We start from the raw sequence: 18,901 nt of genomic DNA, 5'->3' as shown, positions 1-18,901 counted from the left end.
CCTTTATCGGTTAAATTTAAAAAGAAAGGAGTATCTAGCTAGGCCTAAGACGCCTTACCTCGGGAGTTAACCGACCCGAGTATGTCCGGCAAGTTGCATAGGCGGCGCACCGAAGAGGTGAATCCATATAATACATCATGCTCTGCGAGAGCTAACCCTATAGAATACCGGCGCTTTAAAAATGGATATATAAGGAAAAACAAATGAAGAAGTTAACTTTTAGCTGCTGTGATCGGCGGCTTATCAACAGCTGCGGTAGCGGACTACCGCGCAGAACTTACTGCAGATTATCGCAGCATAGAGTCAACCGTAGAGAACACTTACTCGCGTTACATCAATGACGAAACAGCTTACCAGTTTGCTGGGGCATTCTTTTTTGATTCGGTTAGCACCGACTCTGTGCCAGTAGATGAAGCCAGCTTCCTGAGCAAAAGCTCAAGTGTCTCTGTTTATAATAGATGATACTAGAGACTGAGAAGCAACAAGGAACCTCTAGCAGCTTTAATTACAGTCACGAATACCGAGATCATTACCGCCAAACAGGCATTGGCTATAGGGGCGTATTTGGTAAAGGAATTTTCAACGTCGATCTCGTGCAGAGCTATTCAAACGGTGACTCTGGTGTGAGAATGATAAGTATTGGTGGCGGCGCTTACCTTACAGATAGCTCTGCGCTTACCGGTCGAATCATTAAACTTACTAACAGCCGCAATGATGACGCTGGCCTCGGCATTAACTACCGTCATGTATTTAATGCTAAAGGTGATACCTCATACATGCTTGATGCTGATTTTTTTGCCATCGATGACTATACCCACGCTACATTAGAGGGCGCAGTTTTCTTCACCCCAAGCAGTAAGTTGTTTGCTAGCTTTACTCGAGACGCTATATCAGATGACGACTTTGATGCTAATAGTGATGAGCTAGGTATTGGCTACCAGCACTTTTTCATGAATCGTATTGGTCTTACCGCGCGTTATGCCAATGGAGATTACCGTTCGCGTACAGGTGAAAAAGAAAGCTATTTGGACTTCGAATTACAAGTTAACCTTTAGGGCACCTCTAAAAATAGTAATTTTTGTGTGAGAGCAAGGAAGCACCGCCCGGAGAGCCGCAGTTTACGTGGTGTAAATGAGGACTCGAGGACGGAGCTAATGTCCATGGATGGACTGAATACAGGTTTTGCAGGAGCGAGAACCTGTAAGCCGCTATCGCGGAAAAAGTGCATTTTTAGAAATGCCCTTTAGTCTAAATACGGACAATAACTTACACAAAGCTTGTAAGTTATTGTTCACTCATAAAAGAATTAGTGGGACAGCCACTCTAAAAAGGTCCCCATCCTCTCCCCCGCCCTGCGCGAGCGCGAAGGCGATATTGGCTTGCTGGCCATGCATTTTGTTAAGCAGATTAATATTAAACAGGGCGATAATTTTCGCCTACGCCAAGGGGATATCGATGTAATGGAGGCTTACGATTGGCCCGGTAATATTCGCGAGCTTCAAAACGTGATCGAGCGCGCTGCCATTACGTCGAATAAAGGCCCCATGATTTTTGACCTCCCCCTCACCGCCGCGCAAACTCACGATGCCCATAAAAAAGCGGAGCCGCAGAATATTTTAAGTGATGATGAGATGCAGGCGATGGTGAGGAGCAATATGCTCAATGCGCTGAATAGTACGGATTGGAAGTTGTTTGGGGATGATGGGGCAGCGGCGTTGTTGGGAATGAAGCCTACGACCTTGGCTTCTAGGATTAAGCGGATGGGGTTGAAGGCTGGGGAGTAATAAGTTTCGCCTGATGGCGAGTTCATTTTCTTTTACGCCAAAAGAAAACGCAACCAAAAGAGGCCTCCACGGATGGTGGTTATACAGGTAAAGCAGGAGCACTTGCCTGTAAAGGGCGCCCCAATCACCGGCCTTCGGCTACCCTCACTCCACATAGATTTCGATCGTCGGGTTGGGGGCGTGTCCAGCGCCCTCATCCCTTGATTGCTCATCCATGTCCAATCAACCACCCAAATCTACATTACGCTCGGCGGATCAAAGGGTTCTGTAAGTTCACATTTCTGCAAATACCCGCAAACAAAATGAACGTGTGCTACTTGATGTAGCCGGTGCGAATGCAATGCTCAATATCCTTACTATCATCTCCCGATGCTTTATTGAGCGATCACACTAGGCCTTGCTCTGCGCTTGACAGTTAACCACTCTTTCCTTGCTTAAGTTGAGAGGATAATTTACGCCAATAGGGTTTATTTGCTGCCAGTTTTTGGCGTCTGTTAGCTTGTGGGCGTAGACTGGGGGGATGGTTGGGGTAAGGTTTAATTATTGGATATGGAGCGGTAGAATAATAAAAGTTAGTTAGTCACACCTAAACCATGATTAACGTATGCATGAGTTTGAAATTGGCCATCACCCGCTCTCTTTCAATCGCGTGTAAAAACGATTCTTGATAGAGACAAGCAGCCAGATTTTTAATTTATACGCGGCAATTACTGGCATTGGACTGAAAAATCGGGTTGTTGAAGGCTGCGCCGATAAATGCCTAAATGTAGACAACAGCTTGATGTTGGGAGATCGCTGCATTTAGTCATTTAAGTATATTTATAGGCACAATGGTCCATATGTAGGCATATTCCTATATGTGACCGTGAGCGTGGATCAAATGTTAGATGCCCTGATTCATCAAATTCACCTAATCAAGGGAATAAATTATGACGAGTAAAGTAAGAATAAAAGCAGGGTCAGTAGAGGTTGAGTTTGAAGGGTCTGAAGAATACATGAAGGATGAGCTACCAGCGCTGGTTGAGCTCTTATATTCACTATCTCCAGCGGATGATTCCGATGAAGAAGAGGAATCTGTAGAGCTTCAAGCTACAGCTGACACATCAAAACAAAAGCTGCAAATGACAACAAATACGATCGCGGCAAAATTGAACGCTAAAAAAGCCGGAGATTTGATTCTAGCCGCATGCGGCCATTTGGCTTTAGTCAAAGGCGCTACCACCTACTCTAGAAGTAACATACTCGCCGAAATGAAATTGGCTACCAACTATTACAAAGCTACAATGAATAAGAATCTGTCAGGTTCACTGAAAACGCTAGTAAAGCAAAATGAGCTACTAGAAACAGCAACCGATACTTATGCTTTAGATGCAAATACACAAAAAAAAATAGAAAGCACTCTCAATGCAAATTGATTTAACTAACCTTCTTTCAAACCCCGAATTAAGTAGAAAAGATAAGGTTTTACTGGTTCTATTCTGTTCTGAGGGTGAGATGAGAGTTAAAGATATTACAGAAGCTGCGGTTAAGAGAGGCCTTCGTGAGGCCAAGAAATGGAATGTCTCTCAAACTCTTTCTTCATTGAGCGGTTTGGCCGTGAAGCTTCCAGGCGGTTGGTCAATTACAGAGAAAGGGAAAAAATATTTGGGTGAGCTAGGCGCAATTGATTCTGCGCCAACCCAGAATATTAAACCGATTCTCCGCAAGTACGCTAGCCAGATAAATGATGACCATGTAAAGCAGTTCGCTGAAGAAGCCATATCGGCGCTCGAAGCAGGCCTACTGCGCTCAGCTGTTGTTTTGTCATGGGTGGGAGCAGTATCAATGCTATATGCAGAGGTATTGAATAATCACATAGTTTCATTTAATGCGGAGGCTCTCCATAGGCTCCCAAAATGGAAAAATGCTACCAATTCAGATGGTTTAACCAAGATGAAAGAGTATGATTTTCTACAAGTCTTGGCTTCGCTTTCCATTATTGGCAAAAATGTCAAAGACGAATTAGAGCAATGCTTAAAGCTCAGGAACTCTTGCGGCCACCCCAACTCATTAAAGATTGGTGAGCATAAAGTGGCTTCTCATATCGAGATACTAATACTCAATGTTTATAGCAAGTACAGCATCTAACAATGCCAAACACGGCGAGCGCTGACGCGCCGCGTGTTGGCGGTGTTACATGACAGGGGGTTCTAACCAAGGCGAATACCGTTATGTAACCGAAAATTTTTTCGATTACATCGACGGTTGAAAATCAATAGTTCAAAGGGTGTCAATTTTGGGAATTTTTAGAAAACTTTTTAAAGCGGACTCGCGGCTATCTGACATTGGCAAAAAGATCGAAGAGTCTTACAGAAAAGAGAGCCATAAAAATCTAGCTGTAAGCAAGAATTCAATTATTATTGTTATCGATAGTTTTTTCGATCTGAGTCAAGAAAGAGACAATAAAGAAAGTGACTCATACTATCTCGGAAATTTGATTTCAACGGGGCGCATTGAGGGAACTAAAGAAGAAGTTTTTGGCACACTCAAAGACGCTGTGGAAAGGACCAAAGACCTCATAATGAAGTCGGATGAAATATATGCTTCTCAGTGCTCATTTTATTCGCGGAACTTGAAGGTTATCTTAGAAAAAGAAAATTTCGAGAAGGACCCACGACAAGTTCTTGGCGACCGAGTGAAGAGACTGGAAGAAATTGCATCGGGAAAAATAACTTAAAAGTGGTCCTCGGACCAAGCATAGAAAGGCGTGTAACAAGTAAATTCAGGTTACGCCTAGGGCGCACCTGACTTAGACGTTATACAATAGGAGAGTTTGGTGCTATCTGATACAGAAGTAATACAGTTAACAAATCTTATTAGAGATTCATTTCGTATTAGGCCGAACCATAACCCCGACTATGTGGATATTTCAGGCCATTTAACTAGATTCAGCTCTAAACAACATCAAATTGTATTTGGGCGACGCGGCTCAGGAAAATCTTGTCTGTTTGTTCATTTTCTTAATAACTCTGATGCCAGCAATGGAATTTTGCCCATTTATATTGAAGGCGATGAGTTCAAACGCCTTACTTACCCAGATCTCCTTGTTCGTTTACTTCTCAGTATTTTCGAGAAAATGCCTGATGCAGGTATAAAGTGGAGACGCTTGATAAGGCGCCCGAATAAAATCCAAAAAAATATTGACGACTTAAGAGAAATATTATCTAAAGCTGAGGAATCCAGCATAAAGCAAACTGATGGTTCAAGCTCCGAAGGAAATGTGGGACTTTCGAAGGGACCTGTAAAACTAGGCGGAAAAAAAACGAAAAAAAAAGAAAAACAAAGAGAATTCAAAGAGCAAAAGCTAGATCACCTAGAACGGTATTTAAGTGATTACAAAGGTGCTCTCATAAGTTCACTTGCCAATTCTAAATATGACTCTGCTTATATTTTACTCGATGATTTTTACCTTATCCCCAGAGGCCGTCAGCCAGATGTAATTGACTATTTGCATCGCCTTGTAAGAGGTACAGATTTTTATATAAAGATTGGTACGGTTCGCCATAGAACTACAATTTTACGGAACGAAGAGAATACAATAGGTGTTGAGCTTCATCAAGACATTGAAGAGATAAGTCTAGATAGGACTCTCGAAGATATCGACTCAACAAGTGAGTATTTATCCCGGATGCTTGAATCGGTTGCGCATAAGGCGGGGCTAGATCACCCGAAGGAAACCCTTTTTAATCCTGGAGCATTCCATGCACTATCTCTAGCTTCTGGAGGTGTACCGAGAGACTTTTTGAATATCTTTGTAGAGGCAGTTTCTTCTTCATTATCAGATGGAAAAGAAAAGTGGTTAACTCCAACATATATATGGAAAGGCGCTAGCAGACTTTCTTATCGAACAAAATTAAACAACCTTAAAGAAGAAGGTGTTAGCGATTCCTCTCCCTTAGAAAGGTTATATAGGGATATTGTTTCGTTTTGTCTAAAGGAAAAACGAAAAACCGCGTTTCTTCTTTCCCGAGATCAAACACAGTTATACACGGCTGTCCATGAGCTAATACAGCAGTTAATGGATTTTAAGTTAATCCACATTATAGAGCCAGATACTTCAGCTGCTTCAGGAAGAAAAGGACGGTTTGAAGCTTACACACTCGATTTTTCTCTATTTATGGAACCAAGATTGAGGAATGTCGTACATGTAGAGTTTTGGAAAACCGATAATGAGGGTCGGCGAATTGGTGTTCGAGAGGCACCAATCTATGATCTAGAAATGGCACAAAACAGAATTCGTAATATAACGCCAGTTGCGACTATTGAAGACATACTAGGAGAAGTTGACGATGCAAATGTATGACCGGCATTATGCGCGACAGGCACCCCTCAAACGATTTTGCCACTCAGGTATCCAGACCATGGTTAGGGTTCGGCGTATTTTCTGGAATTTGGCTGTGTTATAACAATAAGGCGACATAACCTCTAGCTGATGCCCTGAAGTTATGTTTTATCCCAGCAGGAGTGGCTTTGCTTGAAGATTTTTAGATTTTACTGCTTTGTTAATTACCTGCTTACTAAAGAGATTTGACGCGAAGTGACTCACTAATACCGCGATGGCAGGAGCGGTGGACCTTAATGGACTCATTGATATCGAAAACCAAAAAACGTAATCACGGTGAACAAGCTCCTTACTGGCACTCATACCAACGCATTTTGGCAGATATTCAATAAAAACTTCTTCATGACTGTGTTAGACAGGAAACTAGATACATGAGCAATGAATCGCGTGAGCTAATATCAATATTATTGTCAAATGGTGCAGATCTAGCCACAATAGCAGCAGTATTAATAAGTATGGTCGCACTATTTTTCGCAATTAGAGAGTATATTATTCAAGGTAAACTAAAGAGAGCTGATTATTTTTTACATATGAGAGATCGGATATTTTCTGATCCGGATTTTAATGCCGTGTATGCGTCCCTTTCCGACGAAGGAGGGAACAGTATTGATACGCTTACCCTAGATCAGAAAGAGACCTATCTTGGTTTTATTGAAGAAATTGCAGTTCTAGAAAACTCAAAATTAATCAATACCCAAACTGCATACTATATGTTTGGGTACTGCGCAATATCCTGCTGGAGGTCAGACCTATTCTGGCGTGATGTTAGCAGAGAAGATAAATATTGGAGTCTTTTTAAAGATTTTGCAGAGCGAATGTGCGTCTTTGACACGGAAAGAGAAATAGTCACCAAAAAGGTGAAGCTGTAAGCTAGTTAATTCTGGTAATTGAGGAGGCGAGGATAAGCACCCCTCAAAAGATTTTGCCACTCGAATATGCAGAGGCTATATTTGATGGAAGGAGCTATTTTCCGTTAACGCATAATTGAGAGTGACGAGAGCGGCCTAGGCGAAGCGTATATTTATTGAAACTGATAGCTGATACTCTTAGTTTTTGAAAGTAGTAAAAATTAAGGGACACTCACCCTAAACTTACTCAAATATGCAGACCATGGTTCGGCTTCGCCTTCTTTTCAAGAATTTGGCACTGACATGGAGAAAAGGCAGGGCAACCACAAGCTAATACTCAGGGGATATTTTTTATGGTAGGGGAGAAATGGCCTTTGATAGTGGGACGGCTCCGGGGGCTTCAAAAGAACCTAGAACAGGCATCGCTAAGAATATAGATGTGCCCATCTTATCACACACATTAAGTTGAAGAAAAACCATGAACAGACCGGAAACCACACCTCACAATATAAGCTTTGTTGATGGAATTATTATTTTAATTATAGTTTTCATTATTTTCTCAACTATAAGCGTCTTGGCATTTAACACATATATACAATAGGCAAACTACAATTCAGTTATTCAGGTTTTGATCGATACTGGCCCTACGAATGCCTCGATTTTAAGCTACGCTAGATCCATGGATTTTGCCGTTATTAAAATGGCAACCCTTTGCTTCGGATTTCTACTAGTTTTTGTTGGAGCCCTATTCCTTCTGAAATTGAATCAGGTGTCATACGCTCTAGAGCTTTCTGGACACGAGTCTAAGATATCCATGCAAACTGCATCTCTAGGATTAGTCTTAGCTACTCTAGGCGTAATCTCAATACTGGTGACTATCAACAGAAAATCTTATTTATCAGTGAAATCACGCGTACCTTCTCCCTTGCCAATTGATGATATCTCGATGCATGGGGATATAGGAATATTGTTCGAAGAAAGAGGAACAGACATCTCCCGATTTAGTACGGTGAATATAAAGAGGTTATGCAATTTTTTAAAAAATAATGACTATCCCGTAATCAGTCTAGAGGGCTTCGGTAACAGAGGGTTATCAGCGATTGAATATTCATCAATGGGACAACGAAGATCAAGTGCAATCCGCGACCGACTTCTCATCGAAGTAAATACACCTCTTCTAGCATTGAGGTCGTAAGCTATGGAGAGGAAGTGCCAGTTGGTTTAACTCGAAATAATTCGATGGTAAGAATAAAAATAAACATCTGAGGCTCGAAAGGTAAAAGCTAGAAGTGGAGGGCGCACGGCCGTATCAACAACTAGGCACATCCGCGTGAAACGGTAGGTGATGAATGCCGCCGCCAACGCACTAGTCGATAGATCGGCACCACGAATATAGTTTTCACCTCTATTCATAATAGTGCAGGCCACCACCGTTCGAACGGCACTTTAACAGAAATGGAACCCTTTGTGTCATGGTTACTTGAATAGAGTTTGACTAAACCCTACTTCAAAAACTCTATCGTCAATCTTATCGAATGGTAGGGCTCCAGTGCTATAGGCGACATAAAGTCCTTTCTCGAACTTGATCAAATATGTTGCAAGTTTGTAAGTATCTAGCCCTGTGGCCTCAATTGCATCAGGGGCGTCTTGCTCGGCAAAATATCGATAATTAAACTGCATTGAGGTGATAGATGTTTTAGAGGCGAAATTACCCTCCAGCTTATAAGAAAATGTAAACTCCCCAGAAAGACGGTCAAATTCACTTACATCTGTTAGTACTGCGCGATTCTTGTCATCGCTCGCATCAATCTGTTCGAAGTTAACGCTTATATCTGCGAATGTCCCGTTGTCGTTTTCGGAAAAGCTCGAAAATAAGTAAAGCTCCAACCCGTATAGGTTTTGGCGATTACTAAAATCTTGATCTCCTTCGAAGCCACCAATGCCACTGGCGCCAAATTCATATCCCTTCTGAAATCTACCCCAACCGACTTTTAATTTTGCGTTGGATGTTGCGAGCGGATTCTCGATCTCATCTGGAGTCCAAACTCCATTAACCCTATACTTGGTAAACCAATAGGGGCCATATATAGCTTCATCAATTTGCCGTGGCGTAATTTGGTCGTCGCCCACAGTGGCATCTGAGCCATCAAACTTGTAAGTCCGAGAAAAGTCATATTTAAGGCCGAGCGAAGAGCCGCTGCTGTTTTCACTGTCTAGCATTACTGGGCTGATCGTATACCCTTCTTTCCATTTTTCGGAGTGAGTTCTGCTATCGACACCATTTGGATTATCAGGTGCAGCTTCGTCAGTCGTGAGGGCATCGCTATCTGCATTAGATGGGACATCATCTGCTACGGCCGGCAAACAGAATAGACCTGAGGTCAGGGAGAGTCCTATGAGGCTTTTAACAATCATAATGATTATCCCTCATCTCGCTCGTCAGAAAATATAAGTTTGCTATCAACTATCTCCGCTAAATCGAGCAGTGTCTTGTTTGGGTTCATGAGTACATTGACTATAGCGTTGAACATATCTCTAACCCTCTCTGTGGAAGTTTCCGCATAAACCACATAATCTTGAGCTACAAACTTAAAAAAGGTTGCGCCGAATTGCTTGGCAGCACGTTCTGCTACGTCTGCGCTCGAGGCACTTGGAAAGAATGGAAGGTCGCTAATTTTAAGTGATTTAGCATCGTCAAATGGAATAACAATCGCCTCAAATTGATTCATACGATCGTCACGTTCCATTATTTTGTAAACTGCTGTACAAGCAATATTGTTTTTCCATGTATATGGCATACGTACTCTCCTGAAGTGTGCATTATGAAATTTTATGCTTAGGATGGCGAGAATTGTAGGTCAGTTTTTTTTGAATGGCAAACCATAGTTTAAGCGATAGATTTAGACCACTTATTATCTATATGTGAAATAACCTTTACTATGCAATAACAACACCTAGAGGGACACATATAGACACCTAATTGTGTCAACAAAATCGTGCTGCCCTCAGCCTCGGTGAGGGTAATTAGTTTTGTCTTGTCTAATTCCAGCCCTGATCAACGTGTTTTATGTTGATGTTTGTAAAGTAGTGGTAGTACTGACATATAGCCGGCATCTGCGGGGCGAAGGTTTTCCCTCCGCCGTGCCCTAATGGAATCCGCACCTAGCCATTAAAACACACAGAGTTATAAAAAAGACAGGCGAAAAACGAGGACAGGTACCCCTCAAAAGATTTTGCCACTCATATATGCAGACCATGGCTAGGGGTCGGCGTATTTTCTGGAATTTGGCAGTGTTATAACAATAAGGCAGCATAACCTCCATGCCCTACTGATACCTACACCTGCAATTCAAGCCCAACCTATACCCCAAAACCTGACTGCACGACTCTAGTGCCAATCTGGTTTACATGCACCACCATATAACATGTTTTATGGTTTTCCCACCGAGCGAAACACAACATTAACGCATGCATTAACAGCTTGGTCGATTTATTTTTCACTAATTATGGGAAATATTCCTAATCGTAATGCACAGAGTTACTAACCCTACCCTATCCACGTCATTTTACTGAATAGATCAAAAAAGCTAACTAAGAATGGAATATTTCTTGCTGTTCAAAAAACGATTTTTAATCGAACCTAACTTTTAATAACCTGAAGAAATGTTACAGTTATTTTAAATGCTAAACCGAAATAAGATCTCCCAAATTACGCAGTAGCTCGCTGTCAATTTACTTGCAACCTTCCGAGCGAAATAACCAAGGATACTCCGAGAGCGAATCAGGATACCCCACGCACTGCGATACCGGTACGGTATGAACAATTTGGCTGGGATAGCCTAAGCATTACTACTAGTTACAGATACTGATTATGCTGAAGTGGTGATTTAGATATCACCAAAACTAAATAAGTATATTCTGTAGTCTGCGTAGGTCAGATCATTTTGAAGACAAACAAGCAGATCCGTAGTTCAGAAAAGTCTGTCCGAGCATCGTAGCTTTAAATAGGCCCAAATGATTAGCGCTGGATTAGCGGATATTATCAGGGATTAAGATTAACACCTTGTTACGAATCCGAGTAGATGCCCGAACACCTCAAACCATTGTACCTTTCGCTTGCACAAAACGAAGTATAAGCAACGAGTTTGGAATATGAGTAAGTGCAAACCAGCTCCACTAACTAGCATTACACAACTAAGCAACAATAATAAGCGCAGTAGAAGAGAAGTAGCACCGTGTTCGGTTTAATACAACACAAAACTTTTGCAGGCATACTACATCTCCCTCTTCCTTCGTTCACTACAGAGGGTACGCTGCCAACGAACACGAGCCTAGTGTTTCAAAACCAGTGCCGTCAAACTCATTTTTATCAAAAACATCCAAACTGTGCAGTCCTACATCAGCCACTACGTGCCCTAGGCCTCGCCGCGCTCGGCCAGAGTGCTCTGCGTTAACCGTAAAAGAGGAATTCATGCTTTCAGTTGGAGACCAATGTGAAACTGGACAAGTTGTTACCGAAATACTTGGCCAAGGAAATATTGCGTGCTGTTTCTTTACCGAGGATAAGCATATTCGATGGCAATATTTTGAAAACGGGAAAATTGTTCCAGCTGAAATGATGCCCGCTGTCAATATATTCGATAATATTTTGCGTAATATAGCTGTTAGCATTCCGCAAGATCTTAGGCGACATTACTATGTCCATGCGGCAAAGTCACTATATTCGGCCTTTCATACAAATGACCCAAATAAGATTGATGATGCTTTCGGAGATATACAGAAGTCATTGCGCGATATCAGAAACGCTCCTGTAGTTTACTCCGTTTCAGGCCTTGTCGCTTCCATCGCTTGCATGATAAGCACTTTGCTACTTCTAGAGCAATTTGGAACTCCGAATTCGGAAGTATTTTATTGGGCGGTTTTATGTAGTATCGCTGGTTCCGCATTATCCGTAATGGCTCGGTCTCGGAAACTGTGGAGCGATCCAAATACAAGTACGATTGCGGTTATCCTACAAGGCTCCACTAGGCCAATAGCAGGAGCAATTCTTGGCGTATCGTCAGTTATTCTAATAAGAAGCGAGATTATTTTAGCCTCCCTAGATAATAATATCGATACCATGGCAGCGGTGGCACTATTTTTTGGCCTTTGTGAAAGCGCTATACCAGAGATGTCAAAGAGTGTAGAGCGGAGAGTTTTTGGAGAACAGGCTTAACACCTGGCGGGGCACACACTCTAACTTTTCTGGCACGCCTACCAATAATGCAGGACAGGCACTCTCAAAAAAATAACGACACGTAAAAACTAGTACAAGCACTAGGTTCTCCTTACCTCACGAAAGTTTGTGCGCATAGACCCAAAGTTCACAATAACGCCAAGACTGGCTATGTCGAGAGTGCCTGTTCCGGTCATTATTTGCTGACTGCAACGGCCAATTAAAATTTTAACTCGAGATTTTCGCTTATGTACATATCCAAATTATTTAGGTGCTTTGTATTTTTGGTAGCCTCTCTCGCGCGAAACAAATACTATCTTGCACTCGCGATTTACCTACCCTCAAATGCTGTTCTGGCGTGTAGTTGTGCTATCGGATCTACAGAGGCCTATCAAAACCAAGCGACCTATGTGTATGTTGGCAAGGCGGTTTCGGTTATTAATCTCTGCCAATTAGATCCAACTGTAGAGCACAGAGGGCCGGGCAACTGCATACTTGCGAATAAAATTGCAATAGTTAGCCCCCAAAAGGTGTACAAACATAGCGCAGATGGAATCTCGAAGATGCAACGGTTTGTTGGAGGCGTTGAGGTACCTTATTCCCAGCAGGAATTTGAAGAAAAAATTGCTAAAGAAAAACTTCGGACAGTCTACATCCCACAGGGCCGGAGCAACTGCCAAATGTTTTTTGAAGAGGGCGAAGAGTATCTAATATTTTCCAAATCGATCGATGCCGGAGATTTTCAAATGACTAGCATTTGCGATGGTTCTGGGAGCGTCGAATGGAGGAAAAAGATGATTGAGGAGCTCGAATTAATGAACTCAAAAGTTGTCAAGCGACCTCATACTACCCAATAAAGAGAATCGACGGGTAAATTAAAGGGACAGACGTGGACGTCCAATTGTTGTCAACAAAATCGTGCCGCCCTTAGCCTCGGTGAGGGTAAATAATTTTGTCTTGTACCATTCCAACCCTGATTAACGTCTTTTATGTTGATGTTTGCAAAGTGGTGGTGCTGACAAATATCCGGCACCTACGAGGTCGAAGGTTTTTCCTCCGCCGTGCCCTAATGAGAATTACCACTACGTGTTGTCAGATTGAAGCGCTTGAGCGTTTTAATAAGCGTTTTGATGTCCTCGACGGAATTATAGATTTGCCAGTAGCGAACCTCTAGACTATGAATATCCAGAAACGTTTTTCCCACATCAATACCGACATTACGTTGTTGCTTTATGTTTGCATAGAAAAAACGAGGACAGGCACCCCTCAAAATATTTTGCCACTCATATATGCAAACTATGGTTCGGCTTAATCGTGTTTTTTGAAATTCGGCACTTTTATGAAAAAAAGGCAGCATAACTTCAGGCTGGTACCCTGAAGTTATATTTTGCTGGCCGACGCGACGGGGCGTGTTGTAAGGGAAGATAAACGCGGTGCCATTCCACCCGAGGTGACCCAGTTGGTCAGCCGGTACGGCATAAACCCCGATAAGTGTTTAAAACAAGTTCGCAATTTTGACCGTTGTTTTAGTTACTGCGCGAGCGATAGTGAGGCCATCTTGGATTTTGCTCAGATATTCAATCGAAAATGGGCTAAGGGTTATGGTAGGCGAGCCGCCTGAAGAGGAAGGTGAAAGCTCTATGATATGTGAAATGGCTTTTGTAGCATATCTTTTGGACCCGTCAAAGCTTGGTTGTCCTTAAATTTTCTTAAAACGAAATAAGTGTCTCGTGGTTATTGGTTATACGTAGTAAAGCGAGTTTAGAAAGCCGTCGTACTCTTGTTGAGTGCTTTGGTTCAGAGTGGGATAGTCGAACATATTTATTGTGAACATTTGCGTTTCTCTTATTGAGACGAGGCATCGATTTCTGGCCATAGCACTCATGCTTGTTTGCTCAAAAAGAAACTCCGCGAAGAATTGCACGGACTCGCAATTTGATTGCGTCTGTGTAATTGGCTTGCCGATGACTCGGTAATGGTTAAGCACTCGCTGATAAGTCCGCTCTATGTAGGGAATGCATTCAATTAAGGCCTCACCATCACCTAGATCTGCCGGCTCAACCCATACGGTAATGGCGGGGGTTAAAGCTTGCTGTGCAGGGTCTAGTTTTGAAATCACGACCAGTGGTTCTCCGGCATCTCTCAGCTGCTCAGACAGTTCGTCATCTTTAAGGATCTGCTCATGCCTCAACTCGGAGAACTCGCGCACGGAGGCAAAGTGCCAGCCAGGGGGTTTATGAAAGGCGATGCCTAGCGCTCTGTTGATGTACAGGTCATCTGACAATACAACGGCCTGAAGCGGGTTGCCAAGGCTCGCAATGGATGCGCCAAATGCCTGTAAAAATGCTCTTCTACCTATTCCCATTGCTTACCCCTTATGCCGCCAATTCTGTAACGCGGAGAAGTGCCGCTTAGAAGGACACACACTCCAACTTAATCAAAAAATTCCCGCCGACATTAAATCCCATTACGACTCGACAAAAAACAAGGCCTGAGCTCATCGGCTAGCCTTTTACCTCGCCTTCTGCCGCAATGGCGGTACGCCAAATACCCGTTTATAAGCGCGAGAAAAAGCCGCCTCTGAGGTGTAGCCGAGCTCTTCGGCCAGCTCAATGAGGGAGACTGGTGACTGCATGATTTTCATGCGCGCTAGGTTCATTCGCCATTCGGTAAGATATTGTTTTGCAGAGGTACCGATCACTTCGGTAAAGCGGGCAGAGAAGCCCGAGCGCGACATGCCTGCTTTGGCCGCGAGCCGTTCCACCGTCCAGGTGGATTCTGGGTGTGCGTGCATTACCGCCAGTGCCTTGCCAATTTTGGGGTCTTTAAGGGCCCCTAGCCAGCCGCAGCTCGCTTCGGGGGCGGTCTCCACCCAATAGCGCATGGCTTTGATCACGATAATGTCGGCGAGGTGGGCAATTAGGGTTTCACCCCCAGCCCCCAGCGCAGACGCTTCTTCGCCCATCATTTGAATAAGTGGTTGCAAAGCACCGGGAAGCTGCCCGTTGTCACTTTGCATATGGATAACGGGCGGCAATTGATCGATGAGTTTCTTGCCTGCAACATGATCAAAACTCAATACCCCACACGTAAGCTGGGTGGGTTCGCCACCGCCGCCATAACGCATCCATTCAAAACGCTCAGAGACACGCGTAACGGGGATATCAAAAAAGGGCGCGCACTTAAGGCCCAAATCCGACGCAATGCAATGCCCTTCCCCTTTCGGTACTAATGCCAACTCGCCAGGCTTGAGTAACACGTCTTCATGATCGGGAAAGCGCAGCCAGCATGCACCTTGGGTCACGATGTGAAACATCATTTTGCCTTCCAGTGGTGGCATTTCGATACCCCAGGGCGCGCTCAAATCCGAATTCGCATACACCATGCCATTCAGCCTAAGCGAATACAGGGTTTCGCCCAGCGTATCGGTGGGTTCGGGTATATCTCTTTGGTGGGAGCCGTGCATTTGTGAGCCTCCATGTCGAAACTAGACGTTTAGCAAAGAAATATAGAGTTATAAGTATTAAAGATCAATTATTTTGCCACTACACTGCTCCCCGCTCTTAAAGAACTTTACGCAACCCGCTAACTAACCCACTGAGGTGAATCATGACAAATTCAACTATTGCCATAGTCGGTGCTAACGGTAAAACCGGCGCACGTGTTTTAAATCAACTTTCTGCCCTCGGCTACAACACCCGCGCGCTTTCGCGCTCATCGGATTATGCATTTGATTGGGCTGACAAAAATGGCTGGCAGCAAGCGCTGCAAGGCGCACAAACCGCTTACGTGACCTATTACCCCGACTTGGCCGTGCCCCAAGCCGAAGCCGATATTCGCGACTTTGTGGCAACAGCCAAAGCCGCGGGCCTACAACACATTGTGTTGCTCTCTGGTCGCGGAGAAGACGGCGCACAACGCGCAGAGGCGGTGGTTCAGAACAGCGGATTAACGTGGAATATAGTGCGCGCCAGCTGGTTTATGCAGAACTTTAGCGAGAGCTTTATGCTAGATGGCATCGCTGCCGGTGAGCTGGTACTGCCACAACCCAAAGCCCTAGAGCCTTTTATAGATGTTGACGATATTGCGGAGGTCGCCGTGGCGGCGCTCACACGCAGCGATCTTGCTAATCAGCTATTAGAGGTCACCGGGCCAGAGCTGCTGTCGTTTGACCATTGCGTGCAAGCCATCGCGAAAGCGACCGGTCGGGATATTGGTTTTAAAACGGCGCCAATTGACGCCTATCTAGCGGGCGCTAAAGCTCAAGGTTTACCAGAGGATATCGCTTGGTTGATCAATGAGCTTTTTGTGAACGTGCTGGATGGTCGCAACGAGAACACCACAAATACCATAGAGGCTGTGTTGGGCCGACCCGCTCGAAGCATTCAAGAGTATATAGCGGCCACAGTAAAAACCGGTGTTTGGGCGCCTCAGCCCACCAGCACCAGCACAGAGGTCGCCTAGTCGTGTTGGTGTTATTGATAGTGATGACCGGCCTGATGGCCGGCGTCTATTTCGTGTTTTCTGTGGTCATTATGAAATCCTTGGGTGAACTGCCGCCGGTGCAAGGCGCGCAGGCGATGAACAAAATTAATGATGTGATTATTAACACCCTATTTTTGCCAATTTTTTTCGGCTCCACGCTTTGGTTTTTGGGCTTGATTGTTTGGGCCTTTGCCGATTGGCAAACCGGTCAATCACTACGGGTCGTCACTGCGGCGCTGGTTTATATCGTTGGGATGTTCTTGGTGACCGCCTTTGGCAATGTGCCCTTGAATAATCGATTAAAACAGAGTGAGGCAGACGAGGTCGCGCTGGCCAAGTATTGGGCTTACTACCAAAACCATTGGACGCGGCTTAACCACCTACGAACCCCAAGCTGCATGGCGGCATGCGCCCTACTGACTTTATCGCTAGGCGCTTATTAACGTTATCGCTAGGCACTCATTAACGCTATCGCTTGGCGCTCAGTCAATGCGGCGCAGAGGCGTTATTCATACTATTAAATTAAGGAGGCTCTCATGAAAAACCTTTCGAGCAAAAGCTATCTTTTAGTATCGGGACTTGTCATGGTGCTTGTTGGCAGTTACATCGCACTTAGTCCAGTGCACTACCTCAACGCAATGCAACTTGAGAAAATCGAGGTACCCGTCGGCCTACTCAACTTACAGGGACAGTCACTCTAAATTACATCGGCATCTGGAAGCCCGACCCCGGCATTTATATCCATGCAGCAAAAGATATGGGATTTTTGCCTGAAAACTGCATTGTTATTGAGGATGGCGAAGTGGCCGCTGAAACCGGATATTTAGCGGGGAAGGCTTACTTTTAAATCGGCTTAACGTACCCAGCCCCCTTTCTGGTGCTGTAAGCTTCACTTCCATGTTTAACCTGCCGGTAATGATAAACTCCGGGCAAGCTAAAGAGCCACCGCAATAGCACTGCCCGTGAAGGGTGTTAGATAACAAGGGAGCAAACTATGGAGGTTAGTGAAATTCGTTCATTTATCCCCTGTAGGGATTACGAAAAATCAAAGGCATTTTAAATCGCGCTGGGCTTTGAAGCCGATGCTGCTGGGCAAGCGATGAGAATCCTCACCAAAAACGGGTGCACCTTTTTTCTCCAGAATAATTTTTTCAGCGAGGAGTTTGCCAAAAAATTGATGTTGCAGCTGATTGTAAAAAATATAGACGAGGCCTACGTTACTGCATCAAACTTGGCTAACAATGATACTAATTGCAGAAGTAATATAAAGTTCAGTGATGTTAAGGAAGAGAGCTGGGGAAGCGTGTTTTATTTATGGGGGGCTTCAGGTGAACTTTGGCATATTACAGAGCTTAGGGGAGAATAATTTCACCTACTCATCCGACTTTATTGAGTACAAAGTACAAGCCCGCCGGTTATTATATTGCCCGCTAAGTAGTCGGGAAATCATCCGAGATGTCATAACAAAAATCTATTTAATCAATAGGTTACTGTTCTCTAGGATGCCGCCCCCAAAAGCTTCACGGCCTTAGCGGCTTTATTATCGCTCGCTCCCAGCAATCTGTTTGGCCCCATACTTAAAATATAATTTAGCCGGCGCTTAATTAATCATTAGGTAAACCCCCAGCTCTGCTGGGGTGACTCCCATAGGTTCTACCTATACCGCGGTACAGGTAGTCTCTGATCTCGACCAAAAGATAAGAGATAAACCTATGCGAGACCCGAAGAGTTTGGCCCATACGAGATGGGATTGTAAGTACCATGTGGTGTTTATTCCGAAGAAGAGACGCAAGCTGTTATTTGGATCGTTACGACACCACTTGGGAGATATTTTTCATGAATTGGCGCGCCAGAAGGGTGTGGTTATCGAGGAGGGTCATGTGATGCCTGACCATGTCCACATGTGCTTGAGTATTCCGCCGAAAATGTCAGTATCAAGTGCCGTTGGTTTTATAAAAGGAAAAAGCGCAATTTCAATAGCGAGGCGCTTTAAGGGTAAGCAGCGTAACTTTAATGGAGAGGCATTTTGGGCTAGAGGCTATTATGTGTCGACGGTAGGTCTTGATGAAATGATGGTGCGGGAATACATAAGAAACCAAGAGAAAAATGATATCCATCGGGATCAATTGAATCTCGAGGTATAGCGCCTTGGGCGCTTAATTTGAGCCCTTCGAGGGCGTCATCCAAT

The 18,901-nt window shown here is 44.1% G+C and carries 20 protein-coding genes; 15 read left to right on the top strand and 5 right to left on the bottom strand.

Going from position 1 to position 18,901, the window contains the following annotated elements:
• Window positions 1-228 precede the first annotated feature (228 nt).
• The 8 genes from MARGE09_RS21085 (at window position 229) to MARGE09_RS21050 (ending at window position 7,034) form a co-directional block, all read left to right on the top strand.
• A complete protein-coding gene (locus MARGE09_RS21085; protein ID WP_236985150.1) occupies window positions 229-462 on the top strand; it encodes a hypothetical protein in 234 nt (77 codons plus the stop codon).
• Entirely contained in the window at window positions 459-1,055 is a 597-nt protein-coding gene (locus tag MARGE09_RS21080; RefSeq protein ID WP_236985149.1) for a hypothetical protein, read from the top strand. The genes MARGE09_RS21085 and MARGE09_RS21080 overlap by 4 nt, the downstream gene beginning before the upstream one ends.
• Before the next feature lie 282 nt (window positions 1,056-1,337).
• Window positions 1,338-1,784, top strand: coding sequence for an AAA-type ATPase lid domain-containing protein (locus MARGE09_RS21075; protein ID WP_476703467.1), 447 nt, complete (start codon window positions 1,338-1,340; stop codon window positions 1,782-1,784).
• 929 nt (window positions 1,785-2,713) lie between these two features.
• Window positions 2,714-3,199 carry a hypothetical protein gene (locus tag MARGE09_RS21070; protein ID WP_236985147.1) on the top strand — a complete coding sequence of 162 codons (486 nt, stop codon included), beginning with the start codon at window positions 2,714-2,716 and terminating at the stop codon, window positions 3,197-3,199.
• Window positions 3,189-3,911 (top strand): hypothetical protein, encoded by a 723-nt coding sequence (locus MARGE09_RS21065; protein WP_236985146.1) that lies wholly within the window; start codon window positions 3,189-3,191, stop codon window positions 3,909-3,911. The genes MARGE09_RS21070 and MARGE09_RS21065 overlap by 11 nt, the downstream gene beginning before the upstream one ends.
• Before the next feature lie 148 nt (window positions 3,912-4,059).
• Window positions 4,060-4,500: a hypothetical protein gene (locus tag MARGE09_RS21060; RefSeq protein WP_236985145.1), complete on the top strand. Its 441-nt coding sequence runs from the start codon at window positions 4,060-4,062 to the stop codon at window positions 4,498-4,500.
• Window positions 4,501-4,599: 99 nt separating this feature from the next.
• On the top strand, window positions 4,600-6,126 hold the full coding sequence (locus tag MARGE09_RS21055) for a hypothetical protein (protein WP_236985144.1): 1,527 nt from the start codon (window positions 4,600-4,602) through the stop codon (window positions 6,124-6,126).
• 410 nt (window positions 6,127-6,536) lie between these two features.
• On the top strand, window positions 6,537-7,034 hold the full coding sequence (locus tag MARGE09_RS21050; protein WP_236985143.1) for a hypothetical protein: 498 nt from the start codon (window positions 6,537-6,539) through the stop codon (window positions 7,032-7,034).
• A gap of 1,455 nt (window positions 7,035-8,489) precedes the next feature.
• Here the strand turns inward: MARGE09_RS21050 and MARGE09_RS21045 are convergent.
• From MARGE09_RS21045 to MARGE09_RS21035, 3 genes are all read right to left on the bottom strand, one after another.
• A complete protein-coding gene (locus MARGE09_RS21045) occupies window positions 8,490-9,428 on the bottom strand; it encodes a hypothetical protein (protein WP_236985142.1) in 939 nt (312 codons plus the stop codon).
• Between the two features lie 5 nt (window positions 9,429-9,433).
• The gene (locus tag MARGE09_RS21040; RefSeq protein WP_236985141.1) at window positions 9,434-9,811 is read right to left on the bottom strand and encodes a hypothetical protein; all 378 of its coding nucleotides are present in this window, start codon (window positions 9,809-9,811) and stop codon (window positions 9,434-9,436) included.
• A gap of 1,501 nt (window positions 9,812-11,312) precedes the next feature.
• Window positions 11,313-11,486 carry a hypothetical protein gene (locus MARGE09_RS21035; protein ID WP_236985140.1) on the bottom strand — a complete coding sequence of 58 codons (174 nt, stop codon included), beginning with the start codon at window positions 11,484-11,486 and terminating at the stop codon, window positions 11,313-11,315.
• Between MARGE09_RS21035 and MARGE09_RS21030 the strand changes: the two genes are divergently transcribed.
• Together MARGE09_RS21030 and MARGE09_RS21025 are read left to right on the top strand one after the other, a co-directional pair.
• Window positions 11,485-12,228, top strand: a complete 744-nt coding sequence (locus tag MARGE09_RS21030) for a hypothetical protein (protein ID WP_236985139.1) — start codon at window positions 11,485-11,487, stop codon at window positions 12,226-12,228. The two genes, MARGE09_RS21035 and MARGE09_RS21030, sit on opposite strands and share 2 nt — an antisense overlap.
• A 410-nt stretch (window positions 12,229-12,638) precedes the next feature.
• On the top strand, window positions 12,639-13,085 hold the full coding sequence (locus MARGE09_RS21025) for a hypothetical protein (RefSeq protein WP_236985138.1): 447 nt from the start codon (window positions 12,639-12,641) through the stop codon (window positions 13,083-13,085).
• Window positions 13,086-13,969: 884 nt separating this feature from the next.
• Here MARGE09_RS21025 and MARGE09_RS21020 read toward each other — a convergent pair.
• A complete protein-coding gene (locus MARGE09_RS21020) occupies window positions 13,970-14,593 on the bottom strand; it encodes a hypothetical protein (RefSeq protein ID WP_236985137.1) in 624 nt (207 codons plus the stop codon).
• A 147-nt stretch (window positions 14,594-14,740) separates the two neighbouring features.
• The gene (locus tag MARGE09_RS21015) at window positions 14,741-15,694 is read right to left on the bottom strand and encodes an AraC family transcriptional regulator (RefSeq protein ID WP_236985136.1); all 954 of its coding nucleotides are present in this window, start codon (window positions 15,692-15,694) and stop codon (window positions 14,741-14,743) included.
• A gap of 143 nt (window positions 15,695-15,837) precedes the next feature.
• Here MARGE09_RS21015 and MARGE09_RS21010 point away from each other — a divergent pair, with 143 nt between their 5' ends.
• The 5 genes from MARGE09_RS21010 to tnpA all read left to right on the top strand — a co-directional run bounded on the left by MARGE09_RS21010 (window position 15,838) and on the right by tnpA (window position 18,857).
• Entirely contained in the window at window positions 15,838-16,692 is an 855-nt protein-coding gene (locus MARGE09_RS21010; protein WP_236985135.1) for an NmrA family NAD(P)-binding protein, read from the top strand.
• Between the two features lie 2 nt (window positions 16,693-16,694).
• Window positions 16,695-17,156, top strand: coding sequence for an anthrone oxygenase family protein (locus tag MARGE09_RS21005; RefSeq protein ID WP_236985134.1), 462 nt, complete (start codon window positions 16,695-16,697; stop codon window positions 17,154-17,156).
• Window positions 17,157-17,419: 263 nt separating this feature from the next.
• Window positions 17,420-17,560 carry an HAD family hydrolase gene (locus tag MARGE09_RS21685; RefSeq protein WP_338040767.1) on the top strand — a complete coding sequence of 47 codons (141 nt, stop codon included), beginning with the start codon at window positions 17,420-17,422 and terminating at the stop codon, window positions 17,558-17,560.
• 252 nt (window positions 17,561-17,812) lie between these two features.
• Window positions 17,813-18,079 carry a VOC family protein gene (locus tag MARGE09_RS21000; RefSeq protein ID WP_236985133.1) on the top strand — a complete coding sequence of 89 codons (267 nt, stop codon included), beginning with the start codon at window positions 17,813-17,815 and terminating at the stop codon, window positions 18,077-18,079.
• A gap of 346 nt (window positions 18,080-18,425) precedes the next feature.
• On the top strand, window positions 18,426-18,857 hold the full coding sequence (tnpA, locus tag MARGE09_RS20995; RefSeq protein ID WP_236985132.1) for an IS200/IS605 family transposase: 432 nt from the start codon (window positions 18,426-18,428) through the stop codon (window positions 18,855-18,857).
• Window positions 18,858-18,901: the final 44 nt, after the last annotated feature.

The sequence above is a fragment of the Marinagarivorans cellulosilyticus genome (assembly GCF_021655555.1).
GTDB classification, from domain to species: Bacteria; Pseudomonadota; Gammaproteobacteria; order Pseudomonadales; family Cellvibrionaceae; genus Marinagarivorans; species Marinagarivorans cellulosilyticus.
Note: the sequence above shows the minus strand (reverse complement) of the source record. Positions and strands in the feature narration are given on the sequence as shown.